This is a genomic window from Paracoccus sp. S4493 (genome assembly GCF_000967735.1).
Classification (GTDB): domain Bacteria; phylum Pseudomonadota; class Alphaproteobacteria; order Rhodobacterales; family Rhodobacteraceae; genus Paracoccus; species Paracoccus marcusii.
Window position 1 is genome coordinate 19,611 of record NZ_JXYF01000038.1, and the last position, 21,503, is coordinate 41,113.

A 21,503-nucleotide genomic window follows, 5' to 3' on the forward strand; every position below is an offset into this window, starting at 1 on the left:
GCGCTTTCAACCCCGGCGGGACAGGCTCCACAGCCGTTCTGCCGAAAGTATGGACAGGCGCCGGCCCTCGGCTGCCTCGGCCGCCTCTTCGTCCGCGCCCCATCGTTCGGCCTGGAAATCCTCGTCGATGCGGGACAGGCGGTGCGCCTCGGCTCCATCGATGCGACCCTCGATCACCGCCAGGCCCAGGATCAGCGATCCTGGAATCGTCACCAGATCGTGCAGCGCGGTCAGCCCCCATTGGTCCTGCGCGCGTACCCGCGCATGCAGGCGGTCAAGCGCACCCTGGTCCTGATCGATGGGAATCACCCCCTGCGTGACCCGCAGCGGCGCGTCCAGATGCCGGGCAGACCAGTCGATCAGCGGGTCCCACTCGCGCGCCTGCAGGTCGATCAGCGATTGCGGATCGGTTGCCCGATAGGACAGCAGATCGGTGCCGCCATAATTGGCAAGCATGGCCGCGACCGCATCGAATTGCGGGGCCACCTTCTCTACGGCAGAGTTCACGGCGCGGGTCAGCGGCATGGTCTGCGGCGCGATCACCTCGCCCTGGGCCAGCCATTCGTCGGCCACGGCGCGGGCCAGCGCCTCGGTCGGCAGGACCAGCGCATGCTTTCCGGGCGTCCGCAGAACGCGGCTGTCCAGCATGATCTCGAACCCGCCATCCGCGGGTCGCAGGTCCGCATCGGTCCAGAACCTGCGCGCCTTCCATTCGCTCATGCCGCCCACTCCTCGATGGCCGTTGTCAGTCCGGTGAAATCGTCCAGGATCCGGATCGCCCCGGCATCCTGCAGCGCATGCGCGGGGTGATAGCCCCAGCTGACGCCGAAACCGGCCAGCCGGGCCGCCCGCGCCATCTCCATGTCAAAGCTGGTATCGCCGACCATGACGGCGCGTCCGGCCTCGGTCCCCGTCTCGGCCAGGGCCGCGTGCAGCATCGAGGGGTGTGGCTTGGAGGGATGCCCGTCCGCCGTCTGCAGGCTGAGGAACCGCCCCTGCAGACCGTGCGCCGCGATCATCGCATCCAGGCCTCGGCGCGACTTGCCCGTCGCCACCGCCAGCAGCAGGTCGTCGCGGTCGGCCAGCCGGTCCAGGCATTCCATCGCGCCCGGATACAGCGGCGCGGCACTGTCCAGCCGCGCGCGCATGAAGCTTTCCTTGTAGCCCGCCACGATCCGCGCCTGCGTGTCCGCATCAACGTCGGGCGCCAGCTGGGCGACCGCCACGGGCAGCGACAGCCCGACGATGGACAGGACCTGCGATTTCGGCAGCGGCGTCAGGCCGACCTGGTCGAAGGCAAAGCCCATCGCGTGGGTGATGTGGTTCTGGCTGTCGACCAGCGTGCCGTCGACGTCAAAGACGACCAGCCTCATGCATCGTCCGCAAACGGATCGTCGGGCACGTCGTTCTCGTGCCAGCCGACGGATTTCCAGGTCCTGCCCATATGGTCGGGCAAGGGCGCGGTGATGGTCATGCGTTTCTTGGTGATCGGATGGTCGAAGGTGATCGAGCGCGCGTGCAAGTGCAGCTTCTTGCTGATCTCTCCGCCCAGCTGGGCGCCCCAGCCATCGCCCAGATTCTCTTGCCCCGATCCGCCGTACTTGCCGTCGCCCACGATCGGATGGCCCAGTTCGGCCATATGGGCGCGCAGCTGATGGGTGCGGCCCGTGATCGGCACCAGCGCGCACCAGCTGGCCCGCGTGGCCAGCGCGTCCAGCACGGCGTAATCGGTCGTGGCGCGTTTCGCGCCCTCGGTCGCGTCGATGTCGCGGGGGTGGACGGCAATCATCTTCTCGTTGTCGCCGCCCCGGCCCTGCCCGCCCTTGACCAGGCCATAGCGGATCGTGCCCATCCGCGGATGCGGCACGCCCGCGACCGCCGCCCAATAGATCTTGCGCGTGGTACGCGACCGGAACGCCTCGGACAGGGCCCGCGCCACGCGGTCGGTCCGCGCCAGCAGCAGGACGCCCGACGTGTCCTTGTCCAGCCGGTGCACCAGCTTGGGACGCTCCTTGAACCCGAACAGCAGCGCGGTGGTCAGGCCGTCGACATGACGCCCCCCCAGCCCGCTGCCGCCCTGGCTGGGCAGACCCGGCGGCTTGTTCAGCGCGATGATATGCTCGTCCTTCCACAGGACGGCGGCCTGGATCATCTCGGCATCGCTGTCGGTCACGCGCGGCCCAAGCGGGCGTTCAGACCGTTCGGCCGCGGGGCCGGGTTCGGGCAGAGGCGGCACGCGGACCTCCTGGCCCGGCGCGATGCGGGTGGCGGCCTTGACGCGCCCCCCGTCGATGCGCAGTTCTCCCTTGCGGCACATCTTCTCGATGGCCACCTGCGACAGCTGCGGAAAGCGTTTCTTCAGCCAGCGATCCAGCCGCATCTCTGCGTCGTCGTCGCCGACAATGATGGTCTGCACGGCACTCATGCCCAAATCCCTCGTCCCAAGGCCAGTCCGGCCATCACGGCCGCCAGCGACAGCAGGAGCGAAAGCCCCACATAGGCCAGTGCCATGACGCCCTGACCCCGTTCCCACAACGTCAGCACATCCAGCGAAAAGGCCGAAAACGTCGTGAATCCCCCCAGCACGCCGGTCAGCAGGAACGGCGCCCAGGCATTGCCCAGCCTGTGCGCCAGCAATGCGGCCAGCAGCCCCATCGCAAAGCTGCCCGCCACATTGACCAGTAGCGTCGCCGACCATGCCAGCGGCATGACGCGATAGGTGGCATAGCGGCAGGTCGCCCCAAGGGCCCCGCCAATGGCGACTTGCAGAAAGGGGTTCATGCGCGCGTCTGTGTGGCCCCGCGCGCGCAAAGTCAACCGCCGCGCTTCAGCCGCTGGCTGACGAACCAGTCCAGGCGGCGTTTCAGCTCGCGTTCGAACCCGCGTTCGACGGGCGTGTACAGGACCGGGCGCTTCAGCCCGTCGGGGAAGTAGTTCTGGCCGCTGAACCCGTCTTCGGCATCGTGGTCATAGGCATAGCCCGCGCCGTATCCCTGCTCCTTCATCATCTTGGTGGGCGCGTTCAGGATATGGGCAGGGGGCATCAGGCTGCCGGTGCGCCGGGCCTCGGCCCGAGCGTTCTTGTAGGCCGCGTATCCAGCATTCGATTTCGGCGCCAGCGCCAGATAGATGACCGCCTGGCCAAGGGCCAGTTCCCCCTCGGGCGAACCAAGCCGCTCGTACAGCGCCCAGGCATCCAGGCAGTGCCGGGCGGCGGCAGGATCGGCCAGGCCGATATCCTCGATCGCCATGCGCGTGATACGCCGCGCCAGATAGCGCGGGTCCTCTCCCCCCTCCAGCATGCGCGCCAGCCAGTACAGCGCGGCGTCCGGGTCACTGCCCCGCACCGACTTGTGCAGGGCCGAGATCAGGTTGAAATGCTCCTCGCCTGACTTGTCGTACTTGGGCGCACGTTTGTTCAGACGTTTCGCCAAGGCGTCGGGATCGACCTTGCCCTCGACCTTCCAGGCGGCCACCTGCTCGATCAGGTTCAGCGCGGCACGGCCGTCGCCATCGGCCATCTCCAGCAGGGTGTCGCGCGCCTGCGCCGTCAGGGGCAGCTTGCGTCCCAGCTCGCGTTCCGCGCGTTGCGCCAGCAGTTCCAGATCGGCCAGCGTCAGACGCTCCAGCACGACGACCTGGGCCCGCGACATGACCGCGGCGTTCAGCTCGAAGGACGGGTTCTCTGTCGTGGCGCCGACCAGAAGGATCGTGCCGTCCTCCATATGCGGCAGAAAGCTGTCCTGCTGCGCCTTGTTGAACCGGTGGATCTCGTCGACGAACAGCAGCGTGGCGCGACCCTGGCTCCGCCGCAGGCGGGCGGCGTCAAAGACCTTCCGCAGGTCGGGCACGCCGGTAAAGATGGCGCTGATCTGCACGAATGCCAGATCTGTCTCGTCCGCCAGCAGGCGGGCGATGGTCGTCTTGCCGACGCCCGGCGGGCCCCACAGGATCAGCGACGACAGGCTGCCCGATGCCAGCATGCTGCCAAGCGGCCCATCGGGGCCCAGCACCTTCGCCTGACCGATGACCTCGGACAGGCGGGTGGGTCGGATGCGGTCGGCCAGCGGCCTTGCCCCCGTCCCGGACGGGGGGTCTGCCTGCGGTGCGGTATCGAACAGATCTGCCATGACGCGCCCATTCTAGGCATGTCCGGGCAGGCGCGACAGCCCTGTTCGCAGGGCCATCGGCGGTCAGTGCATCTTGGTGGCCAGGTCGATCGCCACGCACTGGAACTCGCCGTCGTCGATGAACAGCGGACGCCCCAGGGCGACGGCGGACAGGCCGCAGCGGCCGTACCAGCGCGGCCAGTTCGACCCGGTCAGCGCGATCAGCTTGGTCGCGCCCATGTCACGGGCCGATCCGGTCATCGCCTCGACCATCTTGAAGTGCACCTTGCGCCGGTACATCTGCGGGATGGAGTGGCTGACGAACACGCGCGAGCATTCCCACACATGTGGGTCGACGGGCGCCTTCTCGAACAGCAGGTCCTGGGGAATGCTGCCGCCCAGGATCCCCTCCTGCGCGTCGCGGATCATGTAGGAATAGATGCCGCAGCGCGCGGTCGTCGGGGTCAGGCGGATTCCGGCCAGAACCTCGGTCCGGTCATGGATAGCGATCCAGCGGCTTTGCGGGGTGTCGTACTGGTCGAACTCCATATCCTCGGATTCGGGCAAATCCCAGTTCTTCTGGATAATGAAGCTCTGCTTGCGGGCGCGAAACAGGTTGGCAAACAATTCGCCGTGGTTGTGAAGATTTGAAAAAGAAAGTGTTGTCGTCTGCATCTGATACTCCTGGGGTGTGAGGGCACCCTTCCTCGCCTCGCGGACCCCTTGGGCGACACATCTACAGCAAACGGTATTCCTTGGCCCTCTGCAGCGCCTCGGCGGTCGTCCGCGCCTTCAGGCGTTCCCGGACAGAAATCAACCTTGCCTTGAACGCGCTTTCGGTAATGCCAAGCTTGGCAGCCGCTGCTGCATGACGATCCCCCTCCGCAATGCATCGAAGGGCTTCTTTCTGAGCCTTTGTCAGGCTCGCAGGCGGCTCGGTCATGTCGTGAAGCCGCCGTACCGTGGTCGAGATCTCCTCGATCTCGGCATCGGAAAGTTCGCGATCAGCGCGCGCGAAGGACGCGATGGTGCGCGATGCGATCGGACCGTGGGACACGGTCAGACCGAAGATCAGCCCGTGATCTGCGGCATCCTTGAGGATGTTGAACGGGTCTGGGATCGGCAGCGCGGACCACCGGCAGGCGCCGGTCGTCGAGAACCCCCAGGCGATTGTCGGATCGCGCAGGGCATAGCCGTTCTGGGAATAAAATTCGGACCATTTTTCGTCATAGGTCTGAAACTGCATCAGCGGTGCAGCGAAACGGATATGCAGCCCCACGAAATAGCCGGACAGGGCATGCTTGCCCAGCTTTCGGAGATCTGCATTTATGTCTGCACGAGATGACATGGCTTTTTGGATATGTTGAAATGATTGAGGTCAAGGTTCAAACAAGTTGTGACCCATCGAAGTTTCGATTTGGTTAACGTCCTCGGCTTCGCGATAAAATACATCACCCTCCCTCGCGGAATCGGCGCTACGCTCACCAACATTCCGTCCGTGGATGATACATACGCGAAGCCACTCGCGGAAGGTGAAGAATTTTTCGTTCCTCTACGTCAACGCGTTTTGGCTGTGCTAAATTAGCAAACCCCGCCGCAATCTCTTGCGACGGGGTTTAAATCACTGGCCCATCCGGGCTGCGCGATCAGTCTTCGGCAGTGAATTCCGATTCCAGGCGCGCACGGTCGGCGGCACCCTTGGCGCTGGTGTCGCGGTCGACCAGTTCGATGATCGCCATCGGCGCCATGTCGCCATAGCGGAAGCCGGCCTTCATGATGCGGACATAGCCGCCCTGGCGGTCCTTGTAACGCTCACCCAGAACGTCGAACAGCTTGGCGACATGCATGTCCTGCTTCAGCTGGGCGTTCGCCTGACGGCGGGCGTGAAGATCGCCACGCTTGGCCAGCGTGATCAGCTTCTCGACGATCGGACGCAGTTCCTTGGCTTTCGGCAAGGTGGTCTTGATCTGCTCGTGCTCGATCAGCGAGCCGGACATGTTGGCGAACAGCGCCTTGCGGTGTTCGTGGGTACGGTTGAGGCGGCGATAGCCACGGGCGTGACGCATGATGATCTCCTACAGCGTGTTTTGCTTTGTCCGGCGGCCCATGCGTGCGGGCCGCTCTCCTTGGGGCAGATGCCCGGTGGTCAGCGGGGGTCACCCCCCGCCGTGATCTCAGAACTGGTCGTCGAAACGCTTGGCCAGGTCCTCGATGTTCTCCGGCGGCCAGTCGACCACGTCCATGCCCAGGTGCAGGCCCATGCCCGACAGCACTTCCTTGATCTCGTTCAAGGACTTGCGGCCGAAGTTCGGGGTCCGCAGCATCTCTGCCTCAGTCTTCTGGATCAGATCGCCGATATAGACGATGTTGTCGTTCTTCAGGCAGTTCGCCGAGCGGACCGACAGCTCCAGCTCGTCGACCTTCTTCAGCAAACGCGGATCGAATTCCAGGCCATCGTCGCTGTCCTGGCGGTTCGCGGCTTCCGGCTCGTCGAAGTTGACGAACACGGACAACTGGTCCTGAACGATGCGCGCGGCATAGGCCACGGCGTCTTCCGGCGTCAGCGACCCGTCGGTCTCGATCTTCATGGTCAGCTTGTCATAGTCCAGCACCTGCCCCTCACGGGTGGGCTGCACCTCATAGCTGACGCGCTTGACCGGCGAGAAGATCGCGTCGATCGGGATCAGACCGATGGGCGCATCCTCGGGACGGTTCTTGTCGGCGGCGACATAGCCCTTGCCCGTCTGCACGGTCAGTTCCATGTTCAGCTCGGCGCCGTCATCCAGATGGCAGATGACGTGGTCGCGGTTCAGAACGGTGATGCCGGCCGTTTCCTGGATGTCGCTGGCCTTGACTTCGCCCGGACCCTTGGCGGACAGCGTCAGGCGCTTGGGGCCTTCGACGTCCATCTTCAGCGTGACGCCTTTCAGGTTCAGCACGATGTCGGTCACGTCCTCGCGGACGCCGGCGACGCTGCTGAACTCGTGCAGAACGTTGTCGATCTGCACGGCCGTGATGGCACCGCCCTGCAGCGAGGACATCAGCACCCGGCGCAGCGCGTTGCCAAGCGTCAGGCCGAAGCCCCGCTCCAGCGGCTCGGCGACCAGGGTGGCCGTGCGGGTCGCGTCGGCGCCCGGCTTGACGACCAGCTGAGTCGGCTTGATCAGTTCGGCCCAGTTCTTGTGGATCATGGATTTTCCTCCATACTTGCTTCCTGCCCATGACCGTGGCCGGAAACGCCCGAGGTGAAATGCGAAAGTCCGGCCCATGCGCGGACGCACGGGCCGGTCAATGATGATCCAGGATCAGACGCGACGGCGCTTGGGCGGGCGGCAGCCGTTATGCGCGATCGGCGTCACGTCACGGATGGCCGTGATGTTGAAGCCGGCAGCGGCCAGCGCGCGCAGCGCCGATTCGCGGCCCGAACCGGGGCCCTGGACTTCGACGTCCAGCGTGCGGACGCCGTGTTCCTGCGCCTTGCGGCCGGCATCTTCGGCAGCCATCTGGGCGGCGTAAGGGGTCGATTTGCGCGAACCCTTGAAGCCCATCGTGCCGGCCGAGGACCAAGCGATGGCGTTGCCCTGGACGTCCGAGATCAGGATCTTGGTGTTGTTGAAGCTGGAGTTCACATGCGCAACGCCGGTGGCGATGTTTTTGCGTTCCTTGCGCTTCATGCGGGTCTTGTCACGTGCCATGTCGCTTGCCCCTTATTTCTTCTTGCCGGCGATCGGCTTGGCCGGGCCCTTGCGGGTGCGCGCATTGGTATGCGTGCGCTGACCGCGGACCGGAAGGCCGCGACGGTGGCGAAGACCGCGATACGAGCCCAGGTCCATCATGCGCTTGATGTTCATCTGGACTTCGCGGCGAAGGTCGCCCTCGACGGTCAGGTTGGCATCGATGTATTCGCGGATGGCCAGGACTTCTGCGTCCGACAGATCGTTGATGCGGCGCGACGTGTCGATGCCGGTCGCTTCGCAGATCTGAGCGGCGTACAGGTCGCCGATGCCGTGGATATAGGTCAGAGCGATGGGGACGCGTTTCCCCGTCGGAATGTTGACGCCAGCAATACGAGCCACGCGTTTTCCTTTTCAGTTGCGGTTCCGTAACGCCGGAACCTTTTTTCACAACGCAAGGCCCGAAAGCTGTGCCTCCGGGCCAAATCGATGGTCCACCCGCGATCCGGGTGATTCTCTTGCGAGATGACGTGAACTAGCGGCAGATCGCCGCGTCGTCAAGCAGGCAGCTTTGCCGCGATCTGGGCGGCGACCTGCTCCATCGGTGCCATGCCGTCGACGGTCTGCAGGTTGCCCTTGGCGTAGTAGTATCCCAAGAGCGGCGCGGTCTTCTTGTAGTATTCGCGCAGGCGGTCGGCAAAGACCTCGGGGGTGTCGTCGCGGCGCACCGGCAGACCAGCGGCGCGCGATTCCTCGGCGCGCTTGACGATCCGTCCGACCAAGGCCTCGTCATCGACCTGCAGCTCGATCACCGCATCCAACGCCATGCCGGATTCGGCCAGAAGGCGCCCCAAGGCATCCGCCTGAGCCAACGTCCGGGGGAAGCCGTCGAAGATGAAGCCCTTGCCGCCCTTCTCAAGCTGCTCGCGGATCAGGCCGATGACGATCTCGTCCGTGACCAGTTCGCCCCGGTCCATGACCTCAGCGACGCGGCGGCCCATTTCGGTCCCCGACGACCGGGCGGCACGCAGCATGTCCCCGGTGGACAGCTGGACAAGGCCCTTGTCGGCCACAAGGCGGCCGGCTTGGGTTCCCTTGCCGGCACCCGGCGGCCCCAACAGGATGATGTTGATGGTCATGGCGTCTGTCCCCCTCAGGTGGCCATTGATGCGGCCTTGTCGTGTCGTCGGTACGGTCGCGCCCTCAGCGGCGCGACGGCAGGCGGCGCGGCTTGGCGGTACCCGGCTTGCGCTTGCCGCGCAGCTGGGATTTCTCGATCAGCCCCTCGTACTGGTGCGCCAGCAGGTGGCTCTGAACCTGGTTGATCGTGTCCATCGTCACCGACACCACGATCAGGACCGAGGTTCCGCCCAGATAGACCGGGATCGAGAACTGGTCGCGCAGGATCTCGGGCATCAGGCACACCAGTGCCAGATAGGCAGAGCCGATCACCAGCAGGCGGTTCACCACGTAATCAAGATAGTCCTGGGTCCGCTTGCCCGGACGGATGCCCGGAATGAAGCCGCCCTGGTTCTTCAGATTCTCGGCCACGTCGTCGGTCTTGAACGAGACGTTCTGCGTGTAGAAATACGTGAAGAACACGATCATTGCCGCGAAGAACAGCAGGTACAGCGGTTGGCCGGGCCCGAAATAGGCCAGGATCACCGACATGATCGGACCGGTCTCGTTCCCCGAGAAGGTCGAGATGGTGATCGGCAGCAGCAGCAGCGAGCTGGCGAAGATCGCCGGGATCACGCCCGCGGGGTTGACCTTGACCGGCAAGTGGCTGGTCTGACCGTCATAGACCTTCATGCCGACCTGGCGCCGGGGATACTGGATGCGGATCTTGCGCAGCGCGCGTTCCATGAACACCACGAAGGCGATGATCGCCACCAGCATCACGATCACGAACAGGATCACCGGGGTCGAGATGGCGCCCGTGCGACCCTGCTGGAAGAAGGTGGCCAGCGCGGCCGGGATTTCGGCCAGGATGCCCACGAAGATGATCAGCGAGATGCCGTTGCCGACGCCGCGTGCGGTGATCTGTTCGCCCAGCCACATCAGGAACATGGTTCCGCCGACCAGGGTGATGACCACCGATGCCTGGAAGAACAGGCCGGGTTCATGCGCCAGGCCGCCGGCCTCCAGGCTGCGTGCCAGGCCGTATGCCTGGAACAGCGCCAGCGCCACGGTGCCGTAGCGGGTGTACTGGTTGATCTTCTTGCGGCCGGTCTCGCCTTCCTTCTTCAGCTGCTCCAGCGACGGGACCATCGAGGTCAGCAGCTGAACGATGATCGAGGCCGAGATGTAGGGCATGATGCCCAGGGCAAAAACACCCATCCGGCCAAGCGCGCCGCCGGTGAACATGGACAGCATGCCGCCGATGCCCGTCGAGGCCTGCTCCATGAAGTTGCGCAGCGCCGCGCCGTCGATGCCGGGCACCGGAATATAGGTGCCGATGCGGTACATGATCAGCACGCCGATCGTGAACCAGATCCGCTGGCGAAGTTCCGTGGCCTTGCCGAGCTGCCCCCAGGAGAGGTTCGCGGCCATCTGTTCTGCGGCTGACGCCATGCTGTTTATGTCCCGTGTCATGACAGCGCCGCCGACCCGTTTTCGCGGGGACCGGCGGCGCCTGAAAACCTAGATGCTATCTATGGGGCAGGAAAGCCCCCTTCAACAGCTTATTCGGCCGCCGCGTCGCGCGCTGCCGGCAGGTTGACCTTGCCGCCCGCCTTCTCGACCGCGTCGATCGCGGCTTTCGAGGCACCGGTGACGGTGATGGTCATGCCCGACTTCAGCTCGCCGGTGGCCAGCAGACGGATGCCGTCCAGCTTGCGGCGGACCAGACCCGATGCGACCAGCGCGTCTTCGGTCAGCTCTGCCTTGCCGTCGATCTTGCCCGCATCGATGAAGCCCTGGATCTGGCCCAGGTTCACAACGGCGAACGACTTTGCGTTCGGCTTGCTGAAGCCGCGCTTGGGCAGGCGGCGGTACAGCGGCATCTGGCCGCCTTCGTATCCGCCCAGGGCGACGCCCGAACGCGACTTCTGGCCCTTGATACCCCGGCCGGCGGTCTTGCCCTTGCCCGAGCCCGGACCACGCGCAACGCGCTTCTTCGAGCGGTTCGCGCCATCATTGTCGCGGATTTCATGCAGTTTCATGTCGCTTCTCCTTGCCGGACACTCCCTCGAAGCGAAACAGGGGGCCACGGCTTTTCTTGCTTGTTGAATCACTGTGCCATTGAGCACCGGGGCCCTATACGCGCAATGCCCGCATCTTTCAAGCGATCCCGCCACAGGGGCGTTGCCAATCACGCCCGACACCATCTTGTGTCTTGAGTGGCGCGCCCCCCTGCCCCACGCATGGGCCATCCCCGATACTACCGGAAGTTGCCATGCCCCGCCTTGCCCTGATCCCCATCCTTGCCCTGCTCTCCTCCCTGCCGGCCGCGCCCGTCGCCGCACAGGAGGCAGAGCCGACCTTCTGCACCGCCCGTATCAATGACCGCGATGTCGTCATGGGCTATGACAAGGCCGAGGCGCGGCTGTCGGACACCTATTCGCGCCGCGAACAGCTGGCCACCCGCATCGGGCGCCACGACTGCCCCAGCTATGTCGTCCTGCGCAGCCTGACGCCCGAACTGACGGACGAGGAACGCCTGCCCTTCTGCCTCCGCTTCGACAAGGCCAGCGAATCGGTGATGGGCTATGACCTGGGGGCGCGGGATGCCTGGGGCGTGTGCCGCAGCCAGACCCGCGCCGTCTGTCGCCGCGTGAACCAGACGACCGCCGCCGCGGGGGCGCTGTCGGGTGCCGCGGCCAGACGGTCCGTACAGGGGCTGCAGGCGCTGCCCGATGCGTCCGGGGCCGTGATCCTCAGCGGCGCGGGCACGGCGGTGTCCGGGGCACTGGCCTCGCTTGGCGGTGCGGCGGCGGCGGTCGCGGCCTCTCCGGTGCTGCTGACCGGGGCTGCGGTATCGGTCGTGGCAGTGGGCGGCACGCTCTATGCCTGCCGCGAATAGCGCTGAAACGCAAAACGCCCCGCAATGGCGGGGCGTTTCACTGACCTGACCGCGGGGATCAGGCCTTTTCTTCGATGATCGCCACCAGATGCGGGATCTTGTTGACCATGCCGCGCACGGAGGGGGTATCCTCCAGTTCGCGGGTGCGGTTCATCTTGTTCAGGCCCAGGCCCTTCAGGGTGGCCAGCTGGTCCTTGGGGCGGCGGATCGGCGATCCGATCTGCTTGATGACGATGGTTGCCATGCGTCTCGCTCCTTACGCTTCGACAGCGGCGTCAGCCGGCTTGTCGTTCGAGGGCAGGATGTCGGCCACTTTCTTGCCGCGACGGGTCGCGACGCTGCGGGGGCTCGACTCTTTCTTCAGACCGTCCAGGGTGGCGCGGATCATGTTGTAGGGGTTCTGCGACCCCTGCGACTTGGCCACGACGTCCTGCACGCCCAGCATCTCGAACACGGCGCGCATCGGGCCGCCTGCGATGATGCCGGTACCGGCGACGGCCGTACGCATGATGACCTTGCCGGCGCCATGACGACCTTCGATGTCGTGGTGCAGGGTACGGCCGTCACGCAGCGGGACGCGGATCAGGCCGCGCTTGGCCTGCTCGGTCGCCTTGCGGATCGCCTCGGGGACCTCTTTGGCCTTGCCCTTGCCGAAACCGACGCGGCCGCGTTGGTCACCGACGACGACGAGTGCCGCAAAGCCAAAGCGCTTGCCGCCCTTGACCGTCTTGGACACGCGGTTGATGGCAACCAGGCGGTCCTGGAATTCCGGGTTCTCTTCGCGGTCGTTGCGACCGCCCCGGCGGTTGTTGTCACGTTCTGCCATGAGGCATTCCTTGTACGCGGGCGCGCGCGGCGCCGGTTGTGTCGATCCCGGTGAACGGATGTTCCCGGATCATCGGGACGGCGCCGCCACTGGGGCATGCGCCGTCCGCAGGATCAGAACTTCAGACCACCTTCACGGGCGGCGTCGGCCAGAGCCTTGACCTTGCCGTGGAAGATGAAGCCGCCGCGGTCGAACACAACTTCTTCCACGCCAGCGGCTTTCGCACGCTCGGCGATGGTCGAACCGATCTTGGCCGCAGCCTCGACGTTGTTCTTGCCGATCAGGCCCAGGTCCTTCTCCAGCGTGCTTGCCGAAGCCAGGGTCACGCCCTTCAGGTCGTCGATCACCTGCACGAAGATGTTCTTCGAGGACCGGTGGATCGACATCCGCGGACGGCCGTTCGACATCGCCCGCAGCTTGTTCCGAACGCGCAGGCGGCGCTTCTGGAACAGCTCTTGCTTTTTCAGTGCCATTTCATGCGCCCCTTACTTCTTCTTGCCTTCCTTGCGGAACACGAACTCGCCCTTGTAGCGGATACCCTTGCCCTTGTAGGGCTCGGGCTTGCGCCACTCGCGGATGTTCGCTGCGACCTGGCCAACAAGCTGCTGGTCAATGCCTTCCACAACGATTTCGGTCTGCTTCGGAGACGACACCGTGACGCCTTCCGGCACCTCGAAGATCACGTCATGCGAGTAGCCCAGAGCCAACTTCAGGTCCTTGCCCTGCATGTTGGCGCGGTAACCCACACCCTGGATCTCCAGCTCCTTCTTGAACCCGGTGGACACGCCCACGGTCAGGTTCTCGATCATCGAGCGGGTCATCCCCCACTGCTGGCGCGCACGCTTGGACGTTCCGCGCGGCTTGACCGCGACGGAACCATCTTCCAGCACCAGATCCACATCATCGGTCGCCGTGAAATGACGGGTGCCCTTCGGCCCCTTCACTTCGATGGTCTGACCCTTGATCTCGGCCGTCACGCCCTTGGGCAGTTCGACCGGCTTCTTACCAATACGAGACATTCTGCCCTCCTTAGAACACGGTGCAGAGGACTTCGCCGCCAACATTGGCATTGCGAGCCGCTGCATCCGACATGACGCCCTTGGGAGTCGAGACGATCGAGACGCCCAGACCCTGACGGACCTGCGGGATTTCCTTAGACCCGGCATAGACCCGGCGACCCGGCTTCGACACGCGCGACAGTTCCCGGATGACCGGGGTTCCGTCGTGGTACTTCAGCCCGATTTCCAGCTCTTTGTGGCCCTCGGTGGTGGTCACTTCCTCGTAGCCGCGGATGTAACCTTCGTTCTTCAGCACGTCCAGAACCCAGGCACGCAGCTTGGAGGCGGGGGTGCGGACGGTCGATTTGCCGCGCATCTGCGCATTGCGGATGCGGGTCAGCATATCGCCGAGAGGATCGTTCATCATGGTATGTGCCCCCTTACCAGCTGGACTTGACCAGGCCGGGGATCTGACCGTGCGAGCCGAGCTCGCGCAGCATGATCCGCGACAGTTTCAGTTTGCGGTAATACGCATGCGGACGACCGGTCAGTTGGCACCGGTTGTGCAGGCGCGTCGCCGACGAGTTGCGCGGCAGTTCGGCCAGCTTCAGCGTGGCCTTGAACCGCTCTTCCATCGGGCGGGACTGGTCCTTGATGACCTCGTTCAGTTCAGCACGCTTTGCAGCGTATTGCTTGACCAGACGTGCGCGCTTGTTCTCGCGCTCGATCATGGATTTCTTTGCCATATCTTCTTTCCCTCCGCGATCAGCTGGTGAACGGCATGTTGAAATGCTTCAACAGCGACTTCGCTTCCGCGTCGGTCGTCGCGGTGGTGCAGATGATGATGTCCATCCCCAGAACTTCGTCGACCTTGTCGAAGTTGATTTCCGGGAAAACGATGTGCTCTTTCAGGCCCATCGCATAGTTGCCGCGGCCGTCGAACGACGTCGGCTTCACGCCGCGGAAGTCGCGGACGCGGGGCAGCGCGATGTTGATCAGGCGGTCCAGGAATTCGTACATGCGGTCGCCGCGCAGGGTCACCTTGCAGCCAAGCGGCATCTCCTCACGCACGCGGAAGCCGGCGATCGACTTCTTGGCATAGGTGATGATGGCCTTCTGACCGGCGATCAGCGACAGCTCGTCGGCCGCCTGCTTGACCTTCTTGGTGTCCTTGACGGCTTCGCCGACACCCATGTTCAGGACGATCTTGTCCAGACGCGGGATCTGCATGTCGTTCTTGTAGCTGAACTCTTCCTTCAGCGCGGCCTTGATGGTGTCGGTGAACACCGCGCGCAGGCGGGGCGTGTACTTGGCGTCGTCCAGCATCAGATCACGTCTCCCGTGGTCTTGGCAAAGCGGACCTTGCCGCCGTCTTCCATGCGGAAGCCGACGCGGGTTGCCTTGCCGTTCTTGTCCATCAGCGACAGGTTCGACAGGTCGATCGGCATGGCCTTCGACACGCGGCCGCCCTGGCTGTTCTGGGACTGCTTGGTGTGGCGGATGGCGACGTTCACGCCGTCCACGATGGCCTTGTTGTCCTTGGGCATGACAGCGGTGATCTCACCCTGCTTGCCCTTGTCCTTGCCGGCCAGCACGACGACCTTGTCGCCCTTCTTCAGCTTGGCAGCCATCACAGCACCTCCGGTGCAAGCGAGATGATCTTCATGAAGTTCTTCGCACGCAGCTCGCGCACGACCGGCCCGAAGATACGGGTGCCGACCGGTTCGCCCTGGTTGTTCAGGATGACGGCGGCGTTGCGGTCGAAGCGGATCGAGGTTCCGTCTTCGCGATTCACTTCCTTGGCGGTGCGAACGACGACGGCCTTGCGGACGTCACCCTTCTTCACCCGGCCCCGGGGGATGGCTTCCTTCACGGACACGACAATGATGTCGCCCACCGACGCATAGCGACGGTGCGAACCACCCAGGACCTTGATGCACTGAACCCGGCGAGCGCCCGAGTTATCAGCAACATCCAGATTGGTCTGCATCTGGATCATTTGGTTTCTCCCGACCTTTGGGGACCGCCGACTGCGGCCCCAGGGTTTCGATCATTTCTGATCTGTAATGATGGACTTCAGGCGTTGACCGCTTCGTCCGTCAGGACAGTCCAGCGTTTCGTCTTCGAGATCGGGGCGCATTCGACGATGCGAACGGTGTCCCCGATCTTGAACTGGTTCTGCGCGTCATGCGCGCGGTATTTCTTCGACGAGCGCACGATCTTGTGCAGCACGGGATGCTTGAAGCGGCGCTCGACCAGGACGGTGATCGTCTGTTCGTTCTTGTCGCTGGTGACGCGGCCTTGCAGGATACGTTTGGGCATGGGCCGGGCTCCTTAGTTTGAGGCCGCGGCTTCGGCCGCTTTCTGGTTCAGAATCGTCTTCACGCGGGCCACGTCGCGACGGACGGTGCGCATGCGTGCGGTGCTTTCCAGCTGGCCGGTCGCCTGCTGAAAGCGCAGGTTGAAGGCCTCTTTTTTCAGCGCAACCAGCTGATCCTTCAGCTGGTCGGGCGTCTTCGACTTCAGTTCGGTGGCGTCCATGACGCGTCTTCCTTTCAACATCACCGGAGAGCCCCTGTCGCCAGGGCCACCCTGATTCCGGTGGAGTTTCGTGATGAAGGCCTGCGCATACAGGCTGAACGCCCGTTTGGCAAGCCCGTTTGCTGGAAAAGGCAGGGGCCCCGCCGATCGCTCGGCGGGGCCCCCTTTCGCGCTGGCCCGGCGGGCCGACGCTTACCAGTCTTCGCGTGCGACGATGCGGGTCAGGACCGGCAGCTTCATCGCGCCGAGGCGCAGGGCCTCGCGGGCGATGGTGTCGTTCACGCCGTCGATCTCGAACATGATCCGGCCGGGATGCACCCGGGCCGCCCAGAAGTCGACGGAACCCTTGCCCTTACCCATCCGGACCTCGGTGGGCTTGGACGACACCGGGACGTCCGGGAAAATCCGGATCCAGACCCGGCCCTGACGCTTCATGTGACGGGTGATCGCGCGGCGGGCCGCCTCGATCTGGCGCGCGGTGACGCGCTCCGGTTCGGTTGCCTTCAGGGCGAACGAGCCAAAGTTCAGGTCGAAACCGCCCTTTGCCTCGCCGTGGATACGGCCCTTGTGCTGTTTGCGGAACTTGGTCCGTTTCGGTTGCAGCATTGTTTTCTACTCCTTACCGGGCGTCGCGGCGCGGACCACGGGGGGCCGGACCTTCCTGGGCCTCGGCAGCGCGGCGATCATGGGCCTGGGGATCATGTTCCATGATCTCGCCCTTGAAGATCCACACCTTCACGCCGATGATCCCGTACGGGGTCGTGGCTTCGCAGAGTGCATAGTCGATGTCGGCCCGCAGGGTGTGCAGGGGCACGCGGCCCTCGCGATACCACTCGGTCCGTGCGATCTCGGCACCGCCGAGACGGCCGGCGACGTTCACGCGGATGCCCAGGGCACCCATGCGCATCGCGTTCTGGACCGAACGCTTCATCGCGCGGCGGAACGACACGCGACGCTCCAGCTGCTGAGCGATCGACTCGGCGACCAGCTGCGCATCGACGTCGGGCTTGCGCACTTCGACGATGTTCAGGTGCAGTTCGCTGTCAGTGAAGTTCGCCAGCTTCTTGCGCAGGGTCTCGATGTCCGCACCCTTCTTGCCGATGATGACACCGGGACGCGCTGCGTGAATGGTCACGCGGCACTTCTTGTGGGGGCGCTCGATGATGACGCGGCTGATGCCGGCCTGCTTGGCTTCGGTGCGGATGAAGTCCCGGATCTTCAGGTCTTCAAGCAGCAGATTGCCATAGTCCTTGTCGTCGGCGTACCAGCGGCTGTCCCAGGTGCGGTTGACCTGGAGGCGCATGCCGATCGGATTGACCTTCTGACCCATTACGCTTGCTCCTCGACTTGGCGCACCTTGATGGTGATTTCCGAAAACGGCTTCATGATCTTGCCGAAGCGGCCACGTGCCCGCGGACGGCCACGCTTCATCACCAGGTTCTTGCCGACCCACGCCTCGGCGACGACCAGGTTGTCGACGTCCAGACCGTGGTTGTTCTCGGCATTCGCGATGGCGGACTGAAGGCATTTCTTCACGTCGCCGGCGATGCGCTTGTGCGAGAAGGTCAGGTCGGCCAGAGCCTTGTCGACCTTCTTGCCGCGGATCAGCTGAGCCACCAGGTTCAGCTTCTGCGGCGAGGTGCGAAGCATCTTCGTCTTGGCGAAGGCCTCGTTCTCCGCCACGCGGCGCGGATTGTTTTCCTTACCCATGACGATTACTTCCTCTTGGCTTTCTTGTCCGCGGCGTGCCCGTAATAGGTGCGCGTGGGCGAATATTCACCGAACTTCTGACCGATCATCTCTTCGCTGACGTTCACGGGGATGTGCTTGTGCCCGTTGTAGACGGCAAAGGTCAGGCCGACGAATTGCGGCAGGATGGTCGAGCGACGCGACCAGATCTTGATGACGTCGGATTTCCCCGACTCACGGGCCTTCTCGGCTTTCTTGAGCACATAGGCGTCAACAAAGGGGCCTTTCCAAACAGAACGTGCCATAGGTCAGCGCCCCTTCTTCTTCGCGTGACGCGAACGCAAGATGTACTTGTCGGTCGCCTTGTTGCTGCGGGTCTTCTTGCCCTTGGTGTCCTTACCCCAGGGCGTGACCGGCGTGCGGCCACCCGAGGTGCGGCCCTCACCACCACCATGCGGGTGGTCGATCGGGTTCATGGCGACACCGCGGACGCTCGGGCGGATGCCCTTGTGGCGGTTGCGGCCGGCCTTGCCGAGGTTCTGGTTCGAATGGTCGGCATTCGACACGGCGCCGATGGTCGCCATGCATTCCTGACGGACCAGGCGCAGCTCGCCCGAGGACAGGCGGATCTGGGCATAGCCGCCGTCACGACCCACGAACTGGGCATAGGTGCCCGCCGAACGCGCGATCTGACCGCCCTTGCCGGGCTTCAGCTCGACGTTGTGGACGATCGTGCCGATGGGCATGCCGCTGAAGGGCATGGCGTTGCCCGGCTTCACGTCGACCTTGGAACCCGCGACGACCTTGTCGCCGATGGCCAGACGCTGCGGTGCCAGGATATAGGTCTGCTCGCCGTCTTCGTACTTGATCAGCGCGATGAAGGCGGTGCGGTTGGGATCGTACTCGATCCGCTCGACCGTGCCGGCCATGTCGAACTTGGTGCGCTTGAAATCGACGATGCGATACAGGCGTTTCGCGCCGCCGCCTTGGCGCCGCATGGTGATCCGTCCGGTGTTGTTCCGGCCGCCTTTCTTGGTCAGACCCTCGGTGAGGCTCTTGACCGGGCGACCTTTCCAAAGCTCCGAACGGTCGATCAGAACCAGCCCACGCTGGCCAGGCGTCGTCGGTTTGTACGACTTCAATGCCATCTTTCTGTCTTCCGTTGCTTTGGACCAGGGTGGTCCGTTTCAGTCAATTGCGGCGGCCCCGGAATGCCGGGGCCGCCAGATCGCGTCCGGTTATCAGAGACCGGTCGAAACGTCGATGGTGCTGCCGGCTTCCAGCGTCACATAGGCCTTCTTGACGTCGCTGCGACGACCCAGCTGGCCGCGGAAGCGCTTCTGCTTGCCCTTGGTGATGGTGGTGTTGACCGCCTTCACCTTGACGCCGAACAGGGTCTCGACGGCCTGCTTGATCTGCGGCTTGTTCGAGTCCTTGGCGACCTGGAACACGACGCCGTTGTTCTCGGACGTCATGGTGGCCTTCTCGGTGATGATCGGCTTGACGATCACGTCGTAATGTTCTGCTTTCGCGCTCATTTCAGACGAGCCTCCAGAGCTTCGACACCGGCGCGCGTGATGACCAGTGTATCACGCTTGAGGATGTCATACACGTTGGCACCCATCGACGGCAGGATGTCCACGCCTTCGATGTTGCGGGCGGCACGGGCGAAGTTCTCGTTCACTTCGGCACCGTCGATCACCAGCACGCGCTTCCAGCCGTTCTCACGGACGGCCTTGGCGACGGCTGCGGTCTTGGCATCGGCGAGGTTCAGATCCTCGATGATGACCAGTTCACCCGCGGTGGCCTTCGCCGACAGCGCGTGACGCAGACCCAGGGCACGGACCTTCTTGGGCAGATCGAAAGCGTGCGACCGCGGGGTCGGACCCTTATAGACGCCGCCGTGGCGGAAGGTCGGCGCCTTGCGGGAGCCGTGGCGTGCGCCGCCGGTGCCCTTCTGGCGATAGATCTTCTTGGTCGAGTAGCTGACGTCCGACTTGCCCAGCACCGAGTGGGTGCCGGCCTGTGCCTTGGCGCGCTGCCAACGCACGACGCGCTGCAGGATGTCGCCGCGCGGCTCCAGCCCGAAGATGTCGTCGGCCAGATCGATCGACCCGGCTGCGCCGGAATCCAGCTTGATCACATCAAGTTTCATCACTTGTCTCCTTCCGGCGCGTCGTCATTGGATGCCGGCTCTTCCGCGTTGGGATCGGCAGCGTCCTTGTCCGACTTGATCGAGGCTTCGGCCTCGGCCAGGGCGGCGGCTTCCTGCTCGGCGGCCAGACGGGCGGCCTCCTCGCGGGCGGCTTCTTCCTCGGCGGCGGCGGCGGCGGCGGCTTCCTCAGCCAGACGCGCGGCTTCGCGGGCGGCGGACCGCAGGGCGGCCGGATAGATCAGGTTCTCGGGCGTCGCCTTCTTGACGGCGTCCTTGACGGTGACCCAGCCACCCTTCGAGCCCGGCACCGAGCCCTTGACCATGATCAGGCCGCGCTCGGAATCCGTGCGGACGACCTGCAGGTTCTGCGTGGTGACGCGGACGGCACCCAGGTGACCTGCCATCTTCTTGCCCTTGAACACCTTGCCGGGGTCCTGGCACTGGCCGGTCGAACCGTGCGAACGGTGGCTGACGGACACGCCGTGCGACGCGCGCAGACCGCCGAAGTTGTGGCGCTTCATGGCGCCAGCAAAGCCCTTACCGATCGAGATGCCGGCGATGTCCACATACTGACCCGAGAAGTAGTGGTCAGCCGTGATCTCCTCACCGACGTTGATCAGGTTCTCTTCCGCAACGCGGAATTCCACGATCTTGCGCTTGGGCGCGACCGAGGCCTTGGCAAAGTGACCGCGCATCGCTGCGGTCGTGCGCTTTGCTTTCGCCTCGCCGGCGCCCAGCTGGACGGCGGTATAGCCATCGGTCGCGGCGGTGCGCTGCGCGATGACCTGCAGGCCGTCCAGTTGCAGGACGGTGACGGGAACCTGACGGCCGTCCTCGAGGAACAGACGGGTCATGCCCAGTTTCTTGGCGATGATACCAGTACGCAACATGATCTGCCTCCTCAGACTTTGATCTCGACGTCCACGCCGGCGGCGAGGTCGAGCTTCATGAGGGCGTCAACGGTCTGCGGGGTCGGATCGACGATGTCCAGCAGACGCTTGTGCGTGCGGATTTCCCACTGGTCGCGCGACTTCTTGTCGATGTGCGGACCGCGCAGGACGGTGAATTTCTCGATCTTGTTCGGCAGCGGGATCGGGCCGCGGACGGTCGCGCCGGTGCGCTTGGCCGTGTTGACGATTTCCTGGGTGCTGGCGTCCAGCACGCGGTAATCGAAGGCCTTCAGCCGGATCCGGATATTCTGGCTTTGCATAAAGACATCCCTCTTGCGGGGAGTTCCAGTCGAGAGGCTGACGGCGCACCACGCGGCGCCAGCATCGGACCGTACGAAAAAAACGCAGGCCGCCCACGATGAGGCGGCCACGCGCAAAACCGACGATTCTTCGCGAACCGGCAGCGTTGCGGTCCTATGCCGCAAATCGGCCTGCCCGTCAAGCGCCGCGGGCCGCATGAAAAAGGCCACCCCGAAGGGTGGCCTTTCCCGCAGCGTTCCTTGGCCCGTTCGGGCCCTGGATCACTTGATGATCTTG

At 64.4% G+C, this 21,503-nt stretch carries 35 protein-coding genes; 1 reads left to right on the plus strand and 34 read right to left on the minus strand.

The window, feature by feature from the left end:
* Positions 1-6: 6 nt before the first annotated feature.
* The 14 genes from TW83_RS07415 to rplO form a co-directional block, all read right to left on the minus strand.
* Positions 7-720, minus strand: a complete 714-nt coding sequence (locus tag TW83_RS07415) for an ATP12 family protein (protein ID WP_045982140.1) — start codon at positions 718-720, stop codon at positions 7-9.
* Positions 717-1,373 carry an HAD-IA family hydrolase gene (locus TW83_RS07420; RefSeq protein ID WP_045982141.1) on the minus strand — a complete coding sequence of 219 codons (657 nt, stop codon included), beginning with the start codon at positions 1,371-1,373 and terminating at the stop codon, positions 717-719. Before TW83_RS07420 ends, TW83_RS07415 begins: the two co-directional genes overlap by 4 nt.
* Entirely contained in the window at positions 1,370-2,425 is a 1,056-nt protein-coding gene (locus tag TW83_RS07425; protein ID WP_045982142.1) for an RluA family pseudouridine synthase, read from the minus strand. Before TW83_RS07425 ends, TW83_RS07420 begins: the two co-directional genes overlap by 4 nt.
* The gene (locus TW83_RS07430; protein ID WP_045982143.1) at positions 2,422-2,781 is read right to left on the minus strand and encodes a CrcB family protein; all 360 of its coding nucleotides are present in this window, start codon (positions 2,779-2,781) and stop codon (positions 2,422-2,424) included. Before TW83_RS07430 ends, TW83_RS07425 begins: the two co-directional genes overlap by 4 nt.
* 32 nt (positions 2,782-2,813) lie before the next feature.
* On the minus strand, positions 2,814-4,130 hold the full coding sequence (locus tag TW83_RS07435) for a replication-associated recombination protein A (protein ID WP_045982144.1): 1,317 nt from the start codon (positions 4,128-4,130) through the stop codon (positions 2,814-2,816).
* A 63-nt stretch (positions 4,131-4,193) separates the two neighbouring features.
* Positions 4,194-4,784, minus strand: coding sequence for an acyl-homoserine-lactone synthase (locus TW83_RS07440; protein WP_045982145.1), 591 nt, complete (start codon positions 4,782-4,784; stop codon positions 4,194-4,196).
* A gap of 61 nt (positions 4,785-4,845) precedes the next feature.
* Positions 4,846-5,457: an autoinducer binding domain-containing protein gene (locus tag TW83_RS07445; protein WP_045982146.1), complete on the minus strand. Its 612-nt coding sequence runs from the start codon at positions 5,455-5,457 to the stop codon at positions 4,846-4,848.
* A gap of 298 nt (positions 5,458-5,755) precedes the next feature.
* Entirely contained in the window at positions 5,756-6,175 is a 420-nt protein-coding gene (gene rplQ / locus TW83_RS07450) for a 50S ribosomal protein L17 (protein ID WP_042247916.1), read from the minus strand.
* A gap of 108 nt (positions 6,176-6,283) precedes the next feature.
* On the minus strand, positions 6,284-7,300 hold the full coding sequence (locus TW83_RS07455) for a DNA-directed RNA polymerase subunit alpha (RefSeq protein WP_042247914.1): 1,017 nt from the start codon (positions 7,298-7,300) through the stop codon (positions 6,284-6,286).
* A gap of 114 nt (positions 7,301-7,414) precedes the next feature.
* The gene (gene rpsK / locus TW83_RS07460) at positions 7,415-7,804 is read right to left on the minus strand and encodes a 30S ribosomal protein S11 (protein ID WP_042247912.1); all 390 of its coding nucleotides are present in this window, start codon (positions 7,802-7,804) and stop codon (positions 7,415-7,417) included.
* Between the two features lie 12 nt (positions 7,805-7,816).
* On the minus strand, positions 7,817-8,185 hold the full coding sequence (gene rpsM / locus TW83_RS07465) for a 30S ribosomal protein S13 (RefSeq protein WP_045982147.1): 369 nt from the start codon (positions 8,183-8,185) through the stop codon (positions 7,817-7,819).
* Positions 8,186-8,340: 155 nt separating this feature from the next.
* Complete coding sequence (locus TW83_RS07470) at positions 8,341-8,922, minus strand: adenylate kinase (protein WP_045982148.1); 582 nt, start codon at positions 8,920-8,922, stop codon at positions 8,341-8,343.
* 64 nt (positions 8,923-8,986) lie between these two features.
* Positions 8,987-10,357 carry a preprotein translocase subunit SecY gene (gene secY / locus TW83_RS07475; RefSeq protein ID WP_045982149.1) on the minus strand — a complete coding sequence of 457 codons (1,371 nt, stop codon included), beginning with the start codon at positions 10,355-10,357 and terminating at the stop codon, positions 8,987-8,989.
* Positions 10,358-10,467: 110 nt separating this feature from the next.
* Entirely contained in the window at positions 10,468-10,947 is a 480-nt protein-coding gene (rplO, locus tag TW83_RS07480; RefSeq protein WP_045982150.1) for a 50S ribosomal protein L15, read from the minus strand.
* A 233-nt stretch (positions 10,948-11,180) separates the two neighbouring features.
* Between rplO and TW83_RS07485 the strand changes: the two genes are divergently transcribed.
* Complete coding sequence (locus tag TW83_RS07485) at positions 11,181-11,807, plus strand: hypothetical protein (RefSeq protein WP_045982151.1); 627 nt, start codon at positions 11,181-11,183, stop codon at positions 11,805-11,807.
* Between the two features lie 58 nt (positions 11,808-11,865).
* On the opposite strand, the gene rpmD is transcribed toward TW83_RS07485, so the two are convergent.
* From rpmD to rpsJ, 20 genes are all read right to left on the minus strand, one after another.
* Positions 11,866-12,051, minus strand: a complete 186-nt coding sequence (rpmD, locus tag TW83_RS07490; RefSeq protein WP_045982152.1) for a 50S ribosomal protein L30 — start codon at positions 12,049-12,051, stop codon at positions 11,866-11,868.
* A gap of 12 nt (positions 12,052-12,063) precedes the next feature.
* Positions 12,064-12,633, minus strand: a complete 570-nt coding sequence (gene rpsE, locus TW83_RS07495; RefSeq protein ID WP_042247897.1) for a 30S ribosomal protein S5 — start codon at positions 12,631-12,633, stop codon at positions 12,064-12,066.
* Positions 12,634-12,746: 113 nt separating this feature from the next.
* Positions 12,747-13,106 (minus strand): 50S ribosomal protein L18, encoded by a 360-nt coding sequence (rplR, locus tag TW83_RS07500; protein ID WP_045982153.1) that lies wholly within the window; start codon positions 13,104-13,106, stop codon positions 12,747-12,749.
* A 12-nt stretch (positions 13,107-13,118) separates the two neighbouring features.
* The gene (gene rplF, locus TW83_RS07505; RefSeq protein ID WP_045982154.1) at positions 13,119-13,652 is read right to left on the minus strand and encodes a 50S ribosomal protein L6; all 534 of its coding nucleotides are present in this window, start codon (positions 13,650-13,652) and stop codon (positions 13,119-13,121) included.
* A 10-nt stretch (positions 13,653-13,662) separates the two neighbouring features.
* Entirely contained in the window at positions 13,663-14,055 is a 393-nt protein-coding gene (rpsH, locus tag TW83_RS07510) for a 30S ribosomal protein S8 (RefSeq protein ID WP_045982167.1), read from the minus strand.
* Positions 14,056-14,071: 16 nt separating this feature from the next.
* Positions 14,072-14,377, minus strand: coding sequence for a 30S ribosomal protein S14 (rpsN, locus tag TW83_RS07515; RefSeq protein ID WP_042247889.1), 306 nt, complete (start codon positions 14,375-14,377; stop codon positions 14,072-14,074).
* A gap of 19 nt (positions 14,378-14,396) precedes the next feature.
* The gene (gene rplE / locus TW83_RS07520; protein WP_045982155.1) at positions 14,397-14,957 is read right to left on the minus strand and encodes a 50S ribosomal protein L5; all 561 of its coding nucleotides are present in this window, start codon (positions 14,955-14,957) and stop codon (positions 14,397-14,399) included.
* Positions 14,957-15,262 (minus strand): 50S ribosomal protein L24, encoded by a 306-nt coding sequence (rplX, locus tag TW83_RS07525; RefSeq protein WP_045982156.1) that lies wholly within the window; start codon positions 15,260-15,262, stop codon positions 14,957-14,959. The genes rplE and rplX overlap by 1 nt, the downstream gene beginning before the upstream one ends.
* The gene (rplN, locus tag TW83_RS07530) at positions 15,262-15,630 is read right to left on the minus strand and encodes a 50S ribosomal protein L14 (protein WP_022708219.1); all 369 of its coding nucleotides are present in this window, start codon (positions 15,628-15,630) and stop codon (positions 15,262-15,264) included. The genes rplX and rplN overlap by 1 nt, the downstream gene beginning before the upstream one ends.
* 77 nt (positions 15,631-15,707) lie before the next feature.
* Entirely contained in the window at positions 15,708-15,953 is a 246-nt protein-coding gene (rpsQ, locus tag TW83_RS07535; RefSeq protein ID WP_045982157.1) for a 30S ribosomal protein S17, read from the minus strand.
* Between the two features lie 12 nt (positions 15,954-15,965).
* Positions 15,966-16,172, minus strand: coding sequence for a 50S ribosomal protein L29 (gene rpmC, locus TW83_RS07540; protein ID WP_045982158.1), 207 nt, complete (start codon positions 16,170-16,172; stop codon positions 15,966-15,968).
* Between the two features lie 192 nt (positions 16,173-16,364).
* On the minus strand, positions 16,365-16,778 hold the full coding sequence (gene rplP, locus TW83_RS07545) for a 50S ribosomal protein L16 (RefSeq protein ID WP_045982159.1): 414 nt from the start codon (positions 16,776-16,778) through the stop codon (positions 16,365-16,367).
* 13 nt (positions 16,779-16,791) lie between these two features.
* Positions 16,792-17,502: a 30S ribosomal protein S3 gene (gene rpsC, locus TW83_RS07550; protein WP_045982160.1), complete on the minus strand. Its 711-nt coding sequence runs from the start codon at positions 17,500-17,502 to the stop codon at positions 16,792-16,794.
* Entirely contained in the window at positions 17,502-17,882 is a 381-nt protein-coding gene (rplV, locus tag TW83_RS07555; protein ID WP_042247864.1) for a 50S ribosomal protein L22, read from the minus strand. Before rplV ends, rpsC begins: the two co-directional genes overlap by 1 nt.
* Positions 17,883-17,887: 5 nt before the next feature.
* Positions 17,888-18,166, minus strand: a complete 279-nt coding sequence (rpsS, locus tag TW83_RS07560; RefSeq protein WP_045982161.1) for a 30S ribosomal protein S19 — start codon at positions 18,164-18,166, stop codon at positions 17,888-17,890.
* Between the two features lie 3 nt (positions 18,167-18,169).
* The gene (gene rplB, locus TW83_RS07565) at positions 18,170-19,009 is read right to left on the minus strand and encodes a 50S ribosomal protein L2 (protein WP_045982162.1); all 840 of its coding nucleotides are present in this window, start codon (positions 19,007-19,009) and stop codon (positions 18,170-18,172) included.
* Positions 19,010-19,102: 93 nt separating this feature from the next.
* Positions 19,103-19,399, minus strand: a complete 297-nt coding sequence (locus TW83_RS07570; protein ID WP_045982163.1) for a 50S ribosomal protein L23 — start codon at positions 19,397-19,399, stop codon at positions 19,103-19,105.
* Positions 19,396-20,016 (minus strand): 50S ribosomal protein L4, encoded by a 621-nt coding sequence (rplD, locus tag TW83_RS07575; RefSeq protein ID WP_045982164.1) that lies wholly within the window; start codon positions 20,014-20,016, stop codon positions 19,396-19,398. Before rplD ends, TW83_RS07570 begins: the two co-directional genes overlap by 4 nt.
* Positions 20,016-20,906, minus strand: a complete 891-nt coding sequence (gene rplC, locus TW83_RS07580; RefSeq protein WP_045982165.1) for a 50S ribosomal protein L3 — start codon at positions 20,904-20,906, stop codon at positions 20,016-20,018. Before rplC ends, rplD begins: the two co-directional genes overlap by 1 nt.
* A gap of 11 nt (positions 20,907-20,917) precedes the next feature.
* The gene (gene rpsJ / locus TW83_RS07585) at positions 20,918-21,226 is read right to left on the minus strand and encodes a 30S ribosomal protein S10 (RefSeq protein WP_042247848.1); all 309 of its coding nucleotides are present in this window, start codon (positions 21,224-21,226) and stop codon (positions 20,918-20,920) included.
* Positions 21,227-21,503 lie beyond the last annotated feature (277 nt).